This is a genomic window from Thermostilla marina (assembly GCF_054657455.1).
This window is the reverse complement of sequence record NZ_BAAHYR010000001.1, coordinates 3,109,492-3,127,332: the sequence shown is the minus strand read 5'-3', so window position 1 is coordinate 3,127,332 and position 17,841 is coordinate 3,109,492. Positions and strand designations below refer to the sequence as shown.

The window sequence follows — 17,841 nt, the reverse complement described above, 5'->3', positions numbered from 1 at the left end:
GGTTGCGGCATCGTGAAATCTGCGTCGGCGCGGCTTCGGCAATTTTTTGGGGGAACGAGATTTTCTTGACACGCACAACCCGGCTCGTCATTCTCAAAAAACGGGAGAAAGGGCGAGAAAGTGATGCCGGGCATCGGGCCGATGTATCGTAACGAAAACGGACCGAACACAAGGGGGAGCGTGATGCAACTGCGACGTCGAGGTTTTCTGAAGTCGGCGGGAGCTTTGGGGGCGCTGAGCGTAGCCGCCCCTGCTGTGTTGGGCGTTCAAAAGGGAAAGAAATACCGCACGGCATTGGTCGGCACCGGGTGGTGGGGAATGAACATCCTAACGACCGCGGTTGCCGCAAAGAATGTCGAAGTGATTGCCATGTGCGACGTGGATCGAAATCAACTGGATCCCGCCGTCGCGAAAATCGAAGAACTGACGGGAAAGGTACCGAACAAATACCGCGACTACCGAGAGTTGCTCGAAAAGGAGAAGCCGGAAATCGTCATCGTGGCGACGCCGGATCATTGGCATCCGCTGATCACGATCGCTGCGGTCAATGGCGGTGCGCACGTATACGTCGAGAAGCCGATCAGCCACACGATCTTGGAGGGGCGAGCCATGGTGGCCGCGGCTAGGGCGAACGACCGCGTCGTCCAAGTCGGCACACACCGGCGCGTATCACCTCACTGCATCAGCGCCCAAAAATTTATGAAAGAAGGGAAGCTTGGTAAGATTGGGATGGTACGGGCGTTTGTGCATTATCCCGGCGGCGTCGGATCGCCGACGCCCGACACGGAGCCTCCCGAAGGTCTAGATTGGGATATGTGGTGCGGGCCGGCGCCCTATCGGCCTTTCAATCCTGCCATTCATCCCAAGGGCTTCCGACATTTCCTGGATTATGCCAACGGTACGTTGGGAGACTGGGGTATTCACTGGATGGATCAAATTCTTTGGTGGACGGAGGAAACCTATCCCAAAAAAGTCTGTTCGATGGGAGGACGGTTCATCCGCGAGACGACCGACGACGCCCCCGACACCCAAACGGTCGAATTCCAGTTTGATTCGTTCACTGCGGTTTGGGAACATCGTCGGTATGCGGGAAACAACGCCGAAAACCATAATATCGGCTGCTATTTTTACGGCACCGCCGGCACATTGCATTTGGGATGGCGCGACGGCTGGACGTTTTATCCGGCGAACAAGAGTCAACCGATCTATCATGAAGACCCGGTGTTGCATGAGCCGGATTCTCAGAATATTCCGGAGTTGTGGGCCGACTTCATCGATGCGATCGAGGCGAAACGGCGTCCGGTGTGTGACATCGAGATCGGGCATCGTTCGACGACCATGAGTTTGCTGGGAATGCTGTCATTGAAGTTGGGACGTAGCGTCGAATGGGACGGAGAGAACGAGCGAATCGTCGGGGACGACGAGGCGAATTCTCTGTTGCGACGCGAGTATCGCACCCCCTGGAAGTATCCCGAGGCGTGACGCCGGAAACGTATTGGGGGAGCACAAGATTTGCCGAAGCGAGTCTCGTCCCAACGGCGATCGTCGGATTATCGCGCTTCGTAACAAGGAAAAGTTTCTCACAATCATCGTTTTCCATACGCGGGAGGTTATCAACGTGAAACGACGGAGTTTCTTGAAATCGGCGGCCCTAGCGACCTCGGCCGTGGCGGCACCCTCGATCATTCCCCGAATCGTGCTCGGTACCGAGGACACGCCCTCGGCCAACGAGCGGATCGGCATCGGCGGGATCGGCATCGGACGCCGTGGAATGCAGGTGTTTGGGGGAATGCCGTCGCTGGGACGCATTGTCGCCATCGCCGACGTGAATTTGCCGCGAGGCAAAGCGAATGCCGCCCAGTTTGGTGCCGACGCGTACCAGGATTATCGGAAGCTGCTGGAACGAAAGGATGTCGACGCCATTGTGACCGCCACGCCGGACCACTGGCGGGCGATTGTATGTATTCACGCGGCCCAGGCGGGAAAAGACATCTACGCCGAAAAACCGATGACGTTGACGATCCACGAAGGCCGTCAGGTCGTCAAGGCAGTGCGTAAGTACGGTCGTGTGTTCCAAACGGGAAGTCAGCAACGTTCGATGCCGGCCAACCGGTTGGCTTGCGAATTGGTGCGCAACGGACGCATCGGTAAGATTCGCGAAGTGATTGCAGCGAACTATCCGAGTCCATGGGAATGTGCTTTTCCGGGACAACCGGTACCCGAGGGGCTGGATTGGGATATGTGGTGCGGGCCGGCGCCGTTGGTGCCGTACCATCCGGATCTCTATGCACCACGGGCGAATCCGGGCTGGATTTCCTTCCGACCCTATTCCGGCGGCGAAATTACCGGATGGGGGGCTCATGGGTTCGACCAAATCCAATGGGCGCTCGGCAAGGACGATACGGGCCCGGTCGAAATCTGGACGGAAGGTCCCAAGTTCAATCCACCGACGTATACGAAGCCGGAGTCGCGTGCGAGGGGTGAAGAGATTTGCCGCGTGCCGAAGGTGTGCTTCAAGTACGCCGACGGCGTGGTGGTTCGGCTCGATAATGGACCTCCCGGAGGCGGCATCTTCATCGGCGACAAAGGCAAGATCACGATTGATCGCGCCCGCTTCGTCGTTGAACCCCGCGAGTTGGCGAAACCTCCCTACGATGACTTCACGGTCCACTTGTACGAGAGCACCAATCACCTGTTGAATTGGCTCGAGTGCATCAAAACTCGCGAGAAGCCGATTTGCGATGTCGAAATCGGGCACCGCTCGACGACCGTGTGCCACTTGTGCAATATTGCTCGATGGGTGGGGCGGCCGCTCAAGTGGGATCCCGTCAAAGAACAATTCGAAGGCGACGACGAGGCCAACGCGTTGCTCGATCGTGAGCGGCGAAAGCCCTACGTGTTGCCTGAGGTATAAACGCGACCTTCGGTGAACAGGCCACGCAGCCGATCGCGAGACCGGTTGCGTGCGCCGAGGGCATGGAAATTACGGGTCGGTGCCGACTGGCATCGGCCCGTTTTCGCGAATATGATGGGGCTTCAACCACACGAACACCGGGAACGGGGGTGTGACGGATGTTGCCGGTGTCTCGTAGCAAAAGGAGGGTGTTCCATGTCCTCGAAGGGCGTCAAGAACGTCGTACTGTTTGTTCTCGTGCTGTTGTGTACTTGTTGTAGTATGCAATCTCCGCTCGCCGCGCAATCGCGAAAAGCACCGCCGAAAGCCTATCCCGACAAAAAATATCATGTGCAGTTGATCGCCAAGATCGCGAACGGCAAAACGGATGAGGTCATCGAGACATTGACCGAAAAAGTCGCGGTCACACCGGACGACGTGGAAGGTTGGTACGTGCTTTCGATGGCTTATTGTCGGAAAGGCGATGTGCCGCATGCCGTTGAAGCGATGCGACGGGCGATCGCGCAGGGGCTGCCGGTCGAGCGTTTCGTTGCAGGACCTCGCGATTGGTTTGCGCCGCTTTACGAGACGGCTGCCTATCGAGCAGTCACTGCCGAATTGAAGTCACCGGTCATTCACGGGCCGATGGTCGGAAACGTGACGGATCGCGCGGCGAGCTTTTGGATTCGAACGGCAAAGGAAGAGCCGTTTTGTGTTCTCGTGGGCAAGGATCCCGCGTTGACGTCTCCGCTGCGTACGCCGGGCAGCTTTACGGATGCCGAACGGGATTACACGGGCATTGCAAGAATCGAATCTCTCGAGCCTGATACGACGTACTACTACGATATCGTAATCGACGGGAATCGCCTCTTCGGCAAGGATCTGCCGCAATTCCGAACGTTCCCTGTCGAGGGGCGACCGGCGAAGTTCGAAATCGCTTTCGGCGGCGGGGCCGGCTACAATCCGCAACACGAACGGATGTGGGATACGATTCGCGGTCATCGGCCGCTCGCGTTTCTGTTCTTAGGCGACAACGTATACATCGACCAGCCGAAGGTGCCTCAGGCACAGCGCTACTGCTATTACCGGCGGCAAACGCGGCCTGAGTACCGGCGGTTCACTGCGTCGACCTCCGTATTCGCGATTTGGGACGACCACGATTTCTGCACGAATGATCAGTGGGGTGGTCCGAAACGCAACGATCCGCCGTGGAAGATTCCCGTCTGGAAGCTGTTTCAAGAGAACTGGGTCAACCCGTCCTACGGCGGCGGCGAGAAACATCCCGGTTGTTGGTTCACTTTTCGCATTGCCGATGTGCAATTCTTCATGCTCGACGGTCGCTATTGGCGAACGGATCCCAAATCGGCCAATCCGACGATGTTGGGCGAGTATCAGAAGAAGTGGCTGAAAAAAGAGCTTGAGCGGTCGGATGCAACCTTCAAGGTGCTTGCTTCACCCGTTCCGTGGACGTTGGATGCCAAGGGAACCAGCTTGGACACCTGGCGAGGGTTCGCCGACGAACGTGACGAGATTTTCGATTTCTTGACGAAGGAGAAAATCGACGGAGTGATTTTGATTTCGGCCGATCGGCATCGTAGCGACGTATGGAAGATCGACCGTGAAGGAGATTATCCGCTGTGGGAGTTTGAAAGTTCGCGGTTGACGAACGTCCACACCCACGGTTTGGTCGAAGGGGCGCTGTTCGGGTACAACGAGAAGTGCTCGTTCGGGATGCTCGCATTCGACACCTTGGCGGACGATCCGACCGTTACCTATCGCATCTTCAGCATCGACGACGAGCCGATTTACGAGATTACCGTTCCCCTCAGCGATTTGCGATCGACCGGCGGGAAGTAACACGTTTAACGGCGAAAAAGAAGGGAGCCGGGCAGCGATGAGTCGAGGCCCGGCTCCGGCTATTTCTTGAGGGGATCAAGGCCCCCTACTTGCCGATGACTTTTTCGAGCTGAGATTCGGGGCGGTCGAGCGTCGCTTCGTGCTCCCCGGCGATTTTACGGATCTTGGCAATTACGTCCGGATGATCTGTGGCAATGTTGTATTGCTCGCCCGGATCGACCCACAAGTCATACAGCAGCGGCGGATCATGTATTTCCGGCTTGGGTTGGCCGTATCCTGCCTGGGTTTGAAAGTGGGCCTTGTACCGACCGTAGCGCACGGCAAACAGACGCGTCCCGCGATAGTAGAACATCCGATCTCGTGGGCTCGCCCCCGTGCCCAACAAAGCCGGGGAAATATCGTAACCGTCGAGTACGAGATCCTCCGGCAGCGAGCCCCCGGCCAAAGCAACGAAGGTCGGGAGCAGATCCATCGTGCAACCGATGTCTTCGACGATTTTCGGAGCGATCGTTCCCGGCCACCAGAAGATGGTCGGTTCCCGCATACCGCCTTCCCATGTGCTACCTTTCCCGCCTCGCAGAAGTCCGGCCGATCCGCCTTGCTGATCGAAAATGAGCCACGGACCATTGTCGGAGGTAAAAACGACCAAGGTCTTCTTGTCGAGCTTCAGTTCCTTGAGCGTTTCCAGGATTCGGCCGACGTTATGATCGATTTCTTCGACGACGTCGCCGTACAATCCGCGACGACTGTGGCCGTTGAACTCCGGCGAATTGAACAAGGGGACATGCGGCAGGTTGTGCGCGAGGTAGATGAAGAAGGGGCGATCGCGGTTCTCGCGAATCAGGCGAATGGTTTCGTCGGTGTATCGTCTTATCAACGTGTATTGGTTGGCCGGTCGTTCGACGATCTCGGTGTTCCGCATCAGCGGCACGTTGAAATACTCCGGCTTCGGGTGGAGAAAGGCTTCCCGGCCTCGCGGCGAGTCGGCGACACGATCCATGTCGTTCGAATAGGGAATTCCAAAATAGCTTTCGAAACCGTGCGCAGTCGGAAGATATTGGGGTAAGTGTCCCAAGTGCCATTTGCCGATGCAGTGCGTCGTGTAGCCCAGGTCGTGGAGTGCCTCGGCAATGGTGTATTCGGAGGCCTGTAGTCCGCCCGCCGAGTCGGGAAACAGCACACGGCGTTTGTCGCTGCACATCCCCGTTCGCACGGGCAATCGCCCCGTGATCAAGGCGGCGCGACTCGGTGTGCACACACAGGCGGCCACGTAGAAATCGGTCCAGCGTTGGCCTTCGGCGGCCATGCGATCGAGGTTCGGCGTTCGAATCGTCGGGTGTCCGAAACAGCTCAGGTCGCCATAACCGAGATCATCGCAAAAGATGATCAGAAAATTGGGTTTGACCGGCGGTGATTCGGCACGAACCGTTTCGAGGGCACACCACGACAACGAAAGCAGGATGATCGGTATCAACTTCCATTTGTCCATAAGAAATCTCCTGGTTGATTCAGAAAAACAAGTCGGGTGATTGTCGACAGTCGACAGGATGCCGGCTGCATTTTGTGTTTACACGACACGATCGAGTGCGAAGCATGGCAGGTCAATGACGCAGCGCTTCGCGCCACGATTCCCACTTTGCCCGCATACGATCCAAAAGTGGTGCCGATGCGGGGACGCCGACAAGGTTATGGGCCTCATCCGGATCGGTCGCAAGGTCGTAAAGTTCTTCGTAAGGCGGGTCGATATCGACGTACCGTATGTACTTGTATCGCTCGGTACGTACACCTTCACTACGCGGAATGGTCGCGTGATCGAAGAGGTGCTCATAGAAGAACTCGTGACGCCAAGAGGTGGGCTCGCCTTGAAGCAGGGGGACGAGGCTTCGGCCTTGCATCCCCGCGGGAATCGGTGCTCCGGCGAGATCGAGAATCGTCGGCGCGATGTCGATGCTCAGAACCATCTCTTGTCGTCGTGTTCCCTGTTGTTCTTTGGGAAGACGCGGATCGAAGACGACAAGCGGCACCTGGATGGAGACTTCATGCGGGAACCATTTGCCCGCGAATCCTCTTTCTCCCAAGTAGAAGCCGTTGTCGCCGGTGAAGATGATTACCGTGTTGTCGGCCAGTCCGCGTTGTCGGAGGGTGTCGACGATGCGACCGACTACACGATCGGCGCCCGTAATCAGCCGGTAGTAGTTCTTGACCGACTCTTGATACGCTTCGGGAGTGGCGAACCGAAGTTTCCAGCGAATTCGATTTTCGGTTTGCTGGAGAAACTCGGGCAGGGCATCGAAAAAGGCGGGATCGGAAAGAGGAGCCGCGGGAATGACAACGTCGCGGTACAGGTCGGATAGGTCGGCTTCGGGAATGAATTGACGGGGATCGCCGTCTTGAACGTGCGGCGACTTGAAGCTCACCGAAAGGCAAAATGGTTGCGAACCGGGAACCGTTTCGAGGAACTCGACAGCTTGATCCCCCATGATGCGGTTGAGATGAACAGTGCGGCCTTCGATGGTGTTTTCATATTTCCCTTGGCCGGGGAACGTTTTGTCGTACTCGAAATACCCGCGCGGTGGTGCACCCACGCCCCATTTGCCGATGAACCCGTTTATGTAGCCGTGGGCCTTGAGGACGCCGGGATAGGTTTCGTCCAACTCTTGAGGGCCGAAAGTCGTTCGAAAATCCCAGATTCCGTGTTTGGATGCATATTGACCGCTGAGAATGCAAGCACGGTTCGTGGCACAGATCGACGTTGTGACGAAGCACCGATCGAAGACGATTCCGCGCTCGGCCAACGCATCGACGTTGGGCGTTTGGATAATGGAGTTTCCCATGCAACCGAGCGTATCCCACCGCTGATCGTCGGTAAGCAAGAAAACGATGTTGGGTGGGGTTTGCGACTTTAATTCTGCCGCAGTCGCGCGAAGGCGCGGCGAGACGACCATGAAGCAAAGGAACACCAACAGGTACCAGGGCATGCGGTTCATTGAAGGGCCTCATCGACAGAAAAGAAAGGTAGTGATACCACCGATACGCCGCACACCATCTCCGCTTCCGATCGTGCCGAGTGTGATTGGTCTCGACATTCGCGTCAACCGGCGGGGCGATACCACAAGGACTCCCAATACAGGCGGTCGAGCTGATAAGGATCGACCGTCGCGTCGGCCGGAAAGTCGGCGGGAAGGATCCCGTAGCGTTTCATCTCTCGCAAATAGGGCTCGGGCGGTCGAAAACCCGGCATGTCGAATCGCTTGATTTCGGCCAGACGTCGCGCCGCGGCTTCGACCATCCGGCGAAGCGTTTCGTAATCGGGATCATCGGGCGAGGCGAACTCGACGTGGGGAGTGCCGTCGGCATTTCGGCACAATTCCCAGCCCCCCACGTTGCGGGCCGAGGGGGCAAGCAGTAGCAGGGATTTATCCGGCCGCGACAGGTTGAAGACGATATGACGGCTGAGGGCAAGGCGCGGGTCGTTGATGTCGAACCGCCAGAACGACACATTGCGCTCGTCCGAAATTGCGTGCGGTAGGATGTTGTTGCCCGTGTGGCAACCGTCGCAACGACGACGCATGACATCGGCGCCTGCCTTGGTCGTCGGCCAATCGAAGTCGGTTTCGACCAAGGTGTTCTGGAAGTAGCCGCCGATCGAGCCGTTCCCCAAAGCGGCGTACGTACCGGGATACGGAGCCCCGGTGTCGATCCACAATCTCAGCATTTTTCTTTCGTGAGCGTCGGCCGATACGCCGTAATGGCTACCGCTTATGTACTCGAAAATCGCGCTGGCCGGCGACCCGAGTTCGTAGGGGCGATCATTGCTGCGGGGGCGATTGCGGTTGTCCGAGAAAAGTTGCCGGACGGTCATCGTGAAATACGCATGAGAGAACATCGGACCGTGATCGCCCGAGAGAAGGATTCTGCCCGCGTAAGGACCGCCTCGCTCCGTCTTTTCGTAACCGTGGCAATCGACACAATGGCGATCGAGAATCGGCTGAATGTCACGCGGAAAATCAAAAACGTCGGGGCAATCGTCGATCGGTTCGATCTGCCGCGGCGCCGTCAGCAACGCCTGGGTGGCTCCGAAGCGAGCAAGCGGTGCGTTCGACCGTGGTTCATGACAGCCGACGCAGCCGACCGTTTCGCCCGGTTGGACCGTCGTGAAGCTGCGCATTCGCTTGACGGCCATGTCGTTCGCATCGAGGGCCACGAAGAAAATCGATCGCAACGCCGGCGCCTCGAAATAGGCCGAGCCGTCTTCAGCGACCGGCACTGTGCCTAGAACACGTTCCAGCGTAAACGACCCGCCATAGGTCAATGGATCCATGCCTCCGGTATAGTTGATCGGCTTGGGCAGGGATTCGAGGACCAGCAGTTTCTTGATCGTTCCGCGCGGAACCTCTTGCATGGCGCGACCGTGGTACACATCCGCCAGGTAGAAATAGCCGACGTCTTTCGAGGAATCGACAATGTCGGGCAGGACTTTTTCTCGCGGATGAGGAACGAGCGGACGCGGTTCATGGCATTGCAGGCCGAGGCGTACATCACTCGGGGATAGACGAAACAGGTCGACTTCGCGACCTTCGGTGTCGAACAGCACCAACCGCGTATCGCGGGCAGCCATGAACAAATCGCTCGAAAACGCCCAGGGGTCGCGATAGTCGGGGGTCTTTGTGATGTTGCGGGCTGCACGAGGATCGTCCGGACCGTAGCGGGGATCAACCAGCGTGACAAAGCCGTCATGTTCCCGCCGCCCGTGGCCCGGTGAGAAGATAGACACGACTGCATCGCTGTGCGGAATGGGCTTGGCGTCGATCATCAAGGTGCTCGGGTGCATGTTCCCGTAAAACACCATTTGTTGCGTGCCGTCGGGGCGACTCGTCCATAGATGGTGATAGTCGACTTGGGAACGATCGACGTACTCCCACCGTTGATAAAGAATGCGGCCGTCGGGCAGCGGCCAGGGGGTGTTGTCGTGTTCGATGTTCGCCGAAATCGGCCGAATGTTGCCGCCGTCGCGATCGCAACGATGCATGACGGCGACCTGTGTGAGCCAGCAGTTCACCCAACGTTTGCAACGACTGGAGATGAACACGATCGTGTCGTCGGGCATCAGGCACGGTTCGATGTCGTCGTAGGGGCCGTCGGTCAGTTGACGGAGTCCCGTGCCGTCGGCTCGGATCTCGTAAAGATGATAGTGCGCCGTGCCCCCGGGCCGGTATGAGAATACGATGCTTGCCCCGTCGTACGACACGTAGGGATCCCGCACGCCGCCGCGGGGATCGTCGAGCAAGGTACGGACGTTTCCGGACCGCAAATCGAGAACGCAAAGACGACCACCGTCGCCGTACGTGAGGCGGTTTTCGTCGTCGGCGTAATACGAAAAGTTGGCGTACCAATGCCCGTCTTTGCCCGGTTGGCGGACGGCAAAGACGATCTGCGAGATTCCTTGCGAAACAAGATGTTCGATCACGTCGTGCTTCCAGGCGGCCGTTTCTTTTTCCTCGGCCGCGCGGGCTTCTTCCTGTCTTGCTGATAGTCTCGCCTGTGCTGCCGGGTCAAGAAATTCGATTTCCCAGACCGATACCAATCCGAACGGCCCCGGCTTCGTACAGTACAACTGCAAGAATCGGCCGTGACCGGAAAGGGAAGGAATTTCTTCGACATTGCCGCGTCCGTCAGGTTGTTCGTAGATGGTGTCCCAGTGATTGCCGTCTTCCGAAACGCGCAAGCTGTACGCAGCGGCAAAAGCACGTTCCCAGTGGATACGAACACCCGTAATCGGCATGGAGCGTCCGAGGTCAATGGTCAACCATTGCGGATCACCAGCCTGAAACGACCGACTGGCCCAGCGAGTGTCCCCCTTGCCGTCGACAGCATAATAAGCCGGATACGGCGGCGAGTGCGTCGATGATGCCGTTACCCATTCGGCCGAGTGAACGTGAGAGCCGGTCAACAGGCAAGCCGCTATGATGACAAGCGGTAAAGACAAACCAAGGACGGAACGCATGCGAGAGGGCCTTCCGGTCGGCGTGTGGGATGCGCGTATCACAAAAAGCGACAGCATCATTCGGCTCCTGAGGGAGGGTGACGATGGAAACGGGGGGATGCGAGGGGAAACCTAACTGCTAGGTATTCCGATTGTTAAGCCGAATTTAGGGTAGCAACGTCATGCGGGATGTGCAAGTTTGGCAACAACGCCTCGCGGAACTCCAACCGAACGCCGGCGACGTATCGCGGAGAGGGGGGCACGAGACGCGATCGAGGGCAGCAAAGGGAAGATCATGATTGACGTGCAACGCACCTGGACGACGGCCCAATCACTGTGGGGTGCAACTTGGCGGGGAGTTCGGCGTCACTGGCGGAGTTTGACGCTGGTCGATATCGCGGTGAAGATGTTGGGTGTCGCCGTGTTGACGCCGTCGTTCGGGTTGGTGCTTCGCGGCATGCTCGCTCTTTCTCCCGAGGGTGTTTTGGCCGATCAGCAAATTGCCGGTTACTTGGCGAGTCCGCTTGGGGCCGCTCTGGGGATAATACTCGCCGCGCTGGGGTTGGCGATCGGGGCATTCGAAGCGGGAATCGTGCTGATCTATTTGACGATCGGCGAACGGGAGGAGGCAGAAGGCCGCAATGCGAGAGAAAATGCTGTTGCGAACCTTTATGCCGCACTGCGCTTGACATTCTCGCGACGGCGGGCTTTGTTTGCGACGGCACTGCGCATTTTGGTTCCGCTTGTGGCGGTATTTGTGCCCTTCGCCATAGTTGCAGCCTTAACGGCATTCTGGTTGCTCGGCTCGCATGACATTAATTGGTATCTGACGACGAAGCCGCCGGAGTTCTTCATGGCGGTCGCCATCGGCGGATTGTTGTTGCTTGGCTATTGTGTGGCCGCGGCAGCGATGCTTGCTCGATATTTCTTGGCGTTTCCGTTGGTATTGGTGGACGGGTTGTCGTCTCGTGATGCCGTGCGTCGAAGCGGCGCGGTGGTTCACGGGCAACGGATGGGACTAGCCCTCGGTGTTGCAGGTATTTGGGGAGCGTACCTGGCAACCTCATGGCTGGTTAGTGGTTTTGTCGGCGGGGTGTGCTGGGCTTGGCTTCACTATGTGGCGCAGCGTCCACAACTGTTCTTGGTCGTCGTCCAACTGTGCGCTCTCATTTGGATTGCGACTCAGGCAATGCTGCACGTTGCGGGCAACGTGCTATTCGTGCTATTTGTGTACGCGGCCTACCGACGATTTCATCCTCGGGGCGGATTTCAGCAGGCCGAGCTGGAGAGCATCAAGTCGGCGGCCGGCAAGATCAAGCCGAGCGTCGTCCGGTGGGCGTGGGTAGGCGTGATCGGAGCCGGGGTGGTCGGCGCTTTAGTCGGATGGGAGGCCGTAGATACCGTGGCCGATGTCCCGGATTGCGAAGTGTTGGCCCACCGCGCTGGAGCGTTTCATGCCCCGGAGAACACCTTGGCCGCCGTAGAGATGGCCATCGAGAATCGGGCCGATGCGGTCGAGATCGATGTTCAAGAAACAGCCGACGGTCGGGTTGTCGTCATTCACGACGCCGACTTGATGAAAGTGGCCGGGGTGCCTTTGGTTGTCGAGGAAGCGACACTACTCGAGTTGCAGCAGGTTGACATAGGAAGTCATTTTGATCCGCGCTATAGCAATCAACGTGTTCCCGAATTACGAGACATGCTGGAGGCGTGTCGCGATCGTATTCCTCTGGTGATCGAGCTCAAGCGATATGCCCATGGTGAGCACCTTGTGCAATTGGTGATCGATGCCGTCGAGCAGGCCGAGATGAGCGATCAGGTTCGGCTGATGTCGCTCGACCGCGAATTGGTGAAGGAGCTACGGGAACTGCGTCCGGATTGGTCAGTGGGCCAATTGACCGCTGTGGCTGTTGGCGATCTGACCCGCGACGACGTCGCTTTTCTGGGGGTACACACGGCGTTGGCCGGCCGTGAATTGATTCGATCGGCGCATCAGCGGAACAAGGAAGTCTATGTCTGGACGGTCAACGACCCGGTGTGGGTGGCCGTTCTGGCTTCTCGCGATGCCGACGGGATTTTGACCGACGACGTGTCCATGGCAAGACGTGCGCTCCGGGAGATGAAGAATCTTTCACCCGCCGAACGTTTGCTCATCGAAATCGGCATCTACTTGGGCAAGACGATTACCCCCGGCGAGACAGCGGAATAATCGGCCTTTTCGACTTTGCGCTATTCCATGTGCAAGACGACAACAAGATGTCGGAGATAGAAAACCGCAAACCGTGCAATCATGGAAGCAGGTAAGCCGAGTCTGCGGTTCCTTGACACTTAATCACACAAGGGATACAGTTCGATTACGAGTTTGGTCAAATTGATCTCCGAATGCTCCTTCTCTTTCGGCCGTCTTTTGGGGAACTCTCTCTCTTGATTCCGAATCGGCGGAGCGTTTCGGGGCCATTCTTTTTTATTTTGCCTCTGGAAAGCGAGGTTCTCGTTCGATGAAGGTCTTTGTTGCCTCGCAGGAAAAGGCGGCTCGACATCGCTTTGAATACTTGTCGCTCGCCTTTGTGGCATTCGGCATGCTGCTGGTCACCTCGGTTGTCGGTTGCCGCGAGCCGGAGTCTACCGAGGTTGTGCGACCCGTACGGGTTACTGTCGTTGGAGATTTCTCGGCGCTAAGCAAAGGATCGTTACCGGGACGGGCTGAGGCCGCGACCGAAGTCAATTTGGCCTTTCGTGTCGGAGGCCCCTTGATTCAACGTCCCATTCGTGTTGGTCAGAAAGTCGAAAAAGGCGATTTGCTGGCCAAGATCGATCCTACGGATTTCGAGGTCGAGTTGAATAGCGCAAAGGGGGCTTTGGCGCGGGCTGAGGCTGAATTGGCAAAAATGCAGGCCGGGGCAAGGCCGGAAGAAATCGAACAACTCAAAGCCGCTGTGGCCAGTGCCAAGGCTGCATACGAGCGTGCGCAGAAGGATTACGAACGCGACTCACAGCTTGTCGCTTCGCGGACGATCTCACAGCAAGATTTCGACCTTACGAAGCAGCGTGTCGAACAGACCGAAGCCGAATTGCGACAAGCCGAAGAGGCTCTGGCGATCGGGTTGCGGGGAGCCCGCGAAGAGGATATCGCAGCGAAGAAAGCCGAAATTTTAACATTGTCGGCAGCCGTCGAGGCGACAGAAAACAAGCTCAAGTATTGTGAGCTTCATGCTCCCTTCTCCGGCACGATCACCGCGATTTATGTCGAGAACTTTGAGACCGTTCAACCGCAACAACCGATCTGCCGGTTGGTGGATATCGGGCATATTGATTTCGTCGTGGATGTGCCCGAGAGCGCTTTACCGCTGGTCCCGTACGCCAAAGAGTTGCGTTGTAAATTTCGCGAAATTCCGGAGAAAGTGTTTCCGGCGACGGTGACGGAGATCGGTATCGAGCCGTCTCCTATCACGCGCACGTATCCGGTCAAATTGACGGTCGACAATTCGGATGGCTTGGTCATGCCGGGCATGACCGGCGACTTATACGGTACGGTGGACCTACCGGACGAGGTGGCAAAGCAGGGATTCGTCGTGCCTGAGTCGGCTTTGTTAGGGGATGGGGACGGGAATTCATACGTGTGGATCGTCGATCCCGAGACCGAGACCGTCCGGAAGCGGAAAGTCGATCCTCGGGGGGTAGCGACCGGCGGTATTCAGATTGTCGGAGTGCAAAAGGGTGAAATTGTGGTGACTGCCGGCGTCCATGTCTTGCGCGAAGGGCAACAGGTCAAACTCCCATCACTCGAGTCTGCTGTGCAAGAGGAAGACGCCGGAGCGGCGGGCAAGGCTGAAACCGTGCCGGATGAGTCGGATGGTGAGCAAGCCGGCAAGGGAGACGCCTGACGAGGCGGCTATCTGTCTCTTTACCAAGAGACGTTCGTTTCACCGACGCCTTTCCGAGCGGTGGTCGGTTAATCTTTGAGGGAGTGCTCCAAGGTGAACTTGGCCAAGATTGCTGTTGAACGGCCGACCGTAACAACTTTTGCCGCGGTCTTGTTGACTCTCGGCGGCCTGGCGGCGGCGACTCAACTCGGCCAGTTGGAAGATCCGGAATTCACGATCAAGACGGCGGCGATCACCACGGTCTATCCGGGGGCGACCGCGGAAGAGGTCGAGTTGGAGGTGACCGATCGGTTGGAGCGGGCCATTCAAGAAATGCCGCAGGTAAAGCGGATTCGGTCCCGTTCGTCACCCGGCTTTTCGATTATCAACGTCGATATTCTAAGCAAGTACGACTCTTCGAAGATCCCGCAGATTTGGGACGAGCTGCGGCGCAAGGTGAACGATGCTGCCGGCGACTTGCCGCCGGGAGCCGGAAAACCGGTCGTCGGGGACGACTTCGGTGATGTCTATGGCTTCTTGCTGGCGCTGACCGGCGACGGTTTCGACTATGCCGAAATGGAAACGTTCGCCGACGCCTTGAAAAAAGAATTGAGTCTGGTGCCCGGTGTCTCGCGAGTCGAGTTCTGGGGCGTTCCGCAGCGGTGCGTGTATATCGATGTTTCGGAATCCCAGTTGAGTCAGCTGGGCCTGACGATGGATGATTTGCGGGCAACACTGCAACAGCAAAACTTGGTAGTCGATGCGGGAGGTGTCGACTTTCCGGTCAACCGGTTGCGGGTCCAGCCGACGGGAGCCTTTTCTTCGCTCGAGGATATCGGCAACTTGGTGATTCGAGGAAAGCGATCTCTCAACGAGTTGCGCGGAATGCAAACCGAGGGCGGAATTGCCACGGGAGAAGAGTTGCTGTATGTCCGCAATATCGGCAAGGTGTATCGCGGCTATGTGGAGCCCCGTACGGCGATCATGCGCTACAACGGGATGCCGGCGATCGGCATCGCGATCAGCAATCGGCCGGGCGTCAACATTGTCGACGTGGGGCAGGCCATCGAAGAGCGAATGCGGGAACTCGAAGGGATGTTTCCGATCGGCATCGAGGTCCACGCAATTTCGTGGCAATCGACGCTCGTCAGCGAATCGGTTCGCAGTTTCATCGTCAGCCTGATCCAGGCGGTGTTGATTGTATTGGTCGTGCTGTGGCTGTTCATGGGGTTGGGCACGGCTTTTGTCGTCGGTGTGTGCGGCCTTGCCATGGTCATCGTGGCCACGTTCTTGGTGATGTGGTTGTGGGGAATCGATCTTCAACGAATGTCGCTGGGGGCGCTGGTGGTGGCAATGGGGATGATGGTCGACAACGCCATCGTCGTGGTCGACGGTATCATGGTCCGCATCCAACGCGGCATGGATCGCAAGCAAGCCGCGATCGAAGCGGCCTGGCAGCCCGCATTTCCCTTGTTGGGGGCGACGATTATCGCTGTATTGGCGTTCTATCCGATTTATGCGTCGGACGAAGGGGCCGGGGAGTACTGCGCCTCCCTTTTCCAGGTGGTGGCCATCTCGCTTCTTTTGAGTTGGGTGCTTTCGGTGACCGTGACGCCGTTGATGGCGATGTGGTTGCTGCCGGAACCAAAAGCGTCGCAAGAGAAAAAGGATCCGTACGACAACCGGTTCTTCCGCCTGTTTCGTGCAACATTGCAACGGGCCATCCGGTTTCGAATTCCGGTGTTGGTTGGCACGATTGGGTTGTTGGTAATCGCGGCAGTCGGATTTCAATGGATCGACAAGACGTTCTTTCCTGAGTCGGCGCGTCTACAGTTCATGATCGATTATTGGGCGGCGCAAGGTACGAAGATCGATCGAGTGTCGGCAGAAATGCAGCGGATTGAAGACAAGCTACTGGCCGACGAACGGGTCGAATCGGTCAGTGGGTTCATCGGCATGGGGCCGCCACGCTTCTATTTGCCGGTCGAACCGGAGCAGGTCTATTCGTGCTATGGCCAATTGATCGTAAACGTGCGCTCGCTCGATGAACTGAATGAGCTGATCGACGAAATGGATGCGTGGGGCCAGGAAAACGTTCCCGAGGCGCTCGTGGTCGTGCGGCGTTTTGGGTTGGGGCCGAGCAAGACATGGAAAGTCGAAGCCCGCGTCAGTGGACCCGCACTCGCCGACCTGTCGTCACTACGGAAACTCGGGAACCAGGTCTTGGAGATTTTCGAGTCGTCACCGGTTTGCGGAGTGGCTCAATTGAACTGGCGCCAGCCGGTGGAGCGCATCCGGTTGGAGTACGATCCGGAGCGAGGACGGTGGGCCGGTGTGAGTCGCCGGAATATCGCGGAAGCGACAAAGCGTGCCTACGACGGGCTGCCGATCGGCCAGTTTCGTGAGAAAGACAAACTATTACCCATCCTTTTGCGCAACGAAGAAGACGATCGCAACGCCTTGGCCGACAAGTTGGCGATCCTGACGGTGCAGCCCGACTTTGCAGAGCGCGGTGTGCCCTTGCGTCAGGTCGTGCGAAACATTTCTGTCGACTGGGAAGAACAGTTGATCTGGCGCTGGAATCGGCGGCGAACGGTCACCGTCCAGGCGAATCCCAAACCGGGGGTGACGGCCGACTCGCTGCGGGAATCGTTGATTGCCCAGATCGATGAACTAGCCGAGACGCTTCCACCGGGCTACGCTGTCGAGTGGGGCGGCGAATACGAAGATTCACGAGATGCGCAGCGTTCATTGATTCCGGGAATAATTCCCGCTGGTGTGATCATGGCGCTGATCGTCGTCGGCTTGTTCAACGCCTACCGACCCGCACTTGTGATCTTGTTCGTGGTTCCTTTTGTTGCGATCGGAATCACGGTGGGACTGCTCGTGACGGGGCAGCCGTTCGGCTTTGTCGCACTGTTAGGTGCGATGAGTTTGTCGGGGATGATGATCAAGAACGCCATTGTGCTGCTGGATGAGATTAACCTTGAATTGGCGGCCGGGCGTTCCCGGTACGAGGCGGTGATCCAGGCGGCGATGTCCCGCTTGCGCCCCGTAGCGCTGGCTGCAGCAACGACGGTGTTGGGCGTCGTACCGCTGTTGACCGACGTTTTTTGGGTATCGATGGCCGTCACGATCATGTTCGGGTTGGCGTTCGGTACGTTGTTGACGATGATTTTGTTGCCGATTCTGTACACATTGCTGTTCCGCGTCAAACCGGAATAGCCGGCATAGACCATTCCCTG

The 17,841-nt window shown here is 57.7% G+C and carries 9 protein-coding genes; 6 read left to right on the top strand and 3 right to left on the bottom strand.

The genetic code is table 11. From position 1 onward, the window contains the following. Positions 1-183: 183 nt before the first annotated feature. The 3 genes from ACYQ2I_RS11445 to ACYQ2I_RS11435 all read left to right on the top strand — a co-directional run bounded on the left by ACYQ2I_RS11445 (position 184) and on the right by ACYQ2I_RS11435 (position 4,750). Entirely contained in the window at positions 184-1,482 is a 1,299-nt protein-coding gene (locus tag ACYQ2I_RS11445) for a Gfo/Idh/MocA family protein (protein WP_460167147.1), read from the top strand. Between the two features lie 136 nt (positions 1,483-1,618). Further along, the gene (locus tag ACYQ2I_RS11440) at positions 1,619-2,914 is read left to right on the top strand and encodes a Gfo/Idh/MocA family protein (protein ID WP_460167146.1); all 1,296 of its coding nucleotides are present in this window, start codon (positions 1,619-1,621) and stop codon (positions 2,912-2,914) included. A 195-nt stretch (positions 2,915-3,109) separates the two neighbouring features. Beyond that, positions 3,110-4,750 (top strand): alkaline phosphatase D family protein, encoded by a 1,641-nt coding sequence (locus ACYQ2I_RS11435; RefSeq protein WP_460167145.1) that lies wholly within the window; start codon positions 3,110-3,112, stop codon positions 4,748-4,750. Between the two features lie 85 nt (positions 4,751-4,835). Here the strand turns inward: ACYQ2I_RS11435 and ACYQ2I_RS11430 are convergent, their stop codons facing one another. From ACYQ2I_RS11430 to ACYQ2I_RS11420, 3 genes are all read right to left on the bottom strand, one after another. Further along, positions 4,836-6,239 (bottom strand): sulfatase family protein, encoded by a 1,404-nt coding sequence (locus tag ACYQ2I_RS11430; RefSeq protein WP_460167144.1) that lies wholly within the window; start codon positions 6,237-6,239, stop codon positions 4,836-4,838. Positions 6,240-6,351: 112 nt separating this feature from the next. Then, positions 6,352-7,737 (bottom strand): sulfatase family protein, encoded by a 1,386-nt coding sequence (locus ACYQ2I_RS11425; protein WP_460167143.1) that lies wholly within the window; start codon positions 7,735-7,737, stop codon positions 6,352-6,354. Positions 7,738-7,841: 104 nt separating this feature from the next. Further along, on the bottom strand, positions 7,842-10,754 hold the full coding sequence (locus ACYQ2I_RS11420; protein ID WP_460167142.1) for an HzsA-related protein: 2,913 nt from the start codon (positions 10,752-10,754) through the stop codon (positions 7,842-7,844). A gap of 274 nt (positions 10,755-11,028) precedes the next feature. Here ACYQ2I_RS11420 and ACYQ2I_RS11415 point away from each other — a divergent pair, with 274 nt between their 5' ends. From ACYQ2I_RS11415 to ACYQ2I_RS11405, 3 genes are all read left to right on the top strand, one after another. Then, positions 11,029-12,942, top strand: coding sequence for a glycerophosphodiester phosphodiesterase family protein (locus tag ACYQ2I_RS11415; RefSeq protein ID WP_460167141.1), 1,914 nt, complete (start codon positions 11,029-11,031; stop codon positions 12,940-12,942). A 289-nt stretch (positions 12,943-13,231) separates the two neighbouring features. After that, on the top strand, positions 13,232-14,617 hold the full coding sequence (locus tag ACYQ2I_RS11410) for an efflux RND transporter periplasmic adaptor subunit (RefSeq protein ID WP_460167140.1): 1,386 nt from the start codon (positions 13,232-13,234) through the stop codon (positions 14,615-14,617). 93 nt (positions 14,618-14,710) lie between these two features. Further along, the gene (locus ACYQ2I_RS11405) at positions 14,711-17,821 is read left to right on the top strand and encodes an efflux RND transporter permease subunit (protein ID WP_460167139.1); all 3,111 of its coding nucleotides are present in this window, start codon (positions 14,711-14,713) and stop codon (positions 17,819-17,821) included. The last annotated feature ends 20 nt before the right edge of the window (positions 17,822-17,841 follow it).

Coding starts and splice junctions, on each gene's coding strand:
- ACYQ2I_RS11415 (WP_460167141.1), top strand. CDS start 11,029: ATGATTGACGTGCAACGCACCTGGACGACGGCCCAATCACTGTGGGGT.
- ACYQ2I_RS11420 (WP_460167142.1), bottom strand. CDS start 10,754: ATGCGTTCCGTCCTTGGTTTGTCTTTACCGCTTGTCATCATAGCGGCT.
- ACYQ2I_RS11425 (WP_460167143.1), bottom strand. CDS start 7,737: ATGAACCGCATGCCCTGGTACCTGTTGGTGTTCCTTTGCTTCATGGTC.
- ACYQ2I_RS11430 (WP_460167144.1), bottom strand. CDS start 6,239: ATGGACAAATGGAAGTTGATACCGATCATCCTGCTTTCGTTGTCGTGG.
- ACYQ2I_RS11410 (WP_460167140.1), top strand. CDS start 13,232: ATGAAGGTCTTTGTTGCCTCGCAGGAAAAGGCGGCTCGACATCGCTTT.
- ACYQ2I_RS11445 (WP_460167147.1), top strand. CDS start 184: ATGCAACTGCGACGTCGAGGTTTTCTGAAGTCGGCGGGAGCTTTGGGG.
- ACYQ2I_RS11435 (WP_460167145.1), top strand. CDS start 3,110: ATGTCCTCGAAGGGCGTCAAGAACGTCGTACTGTTTGTTCTCGTGCTG.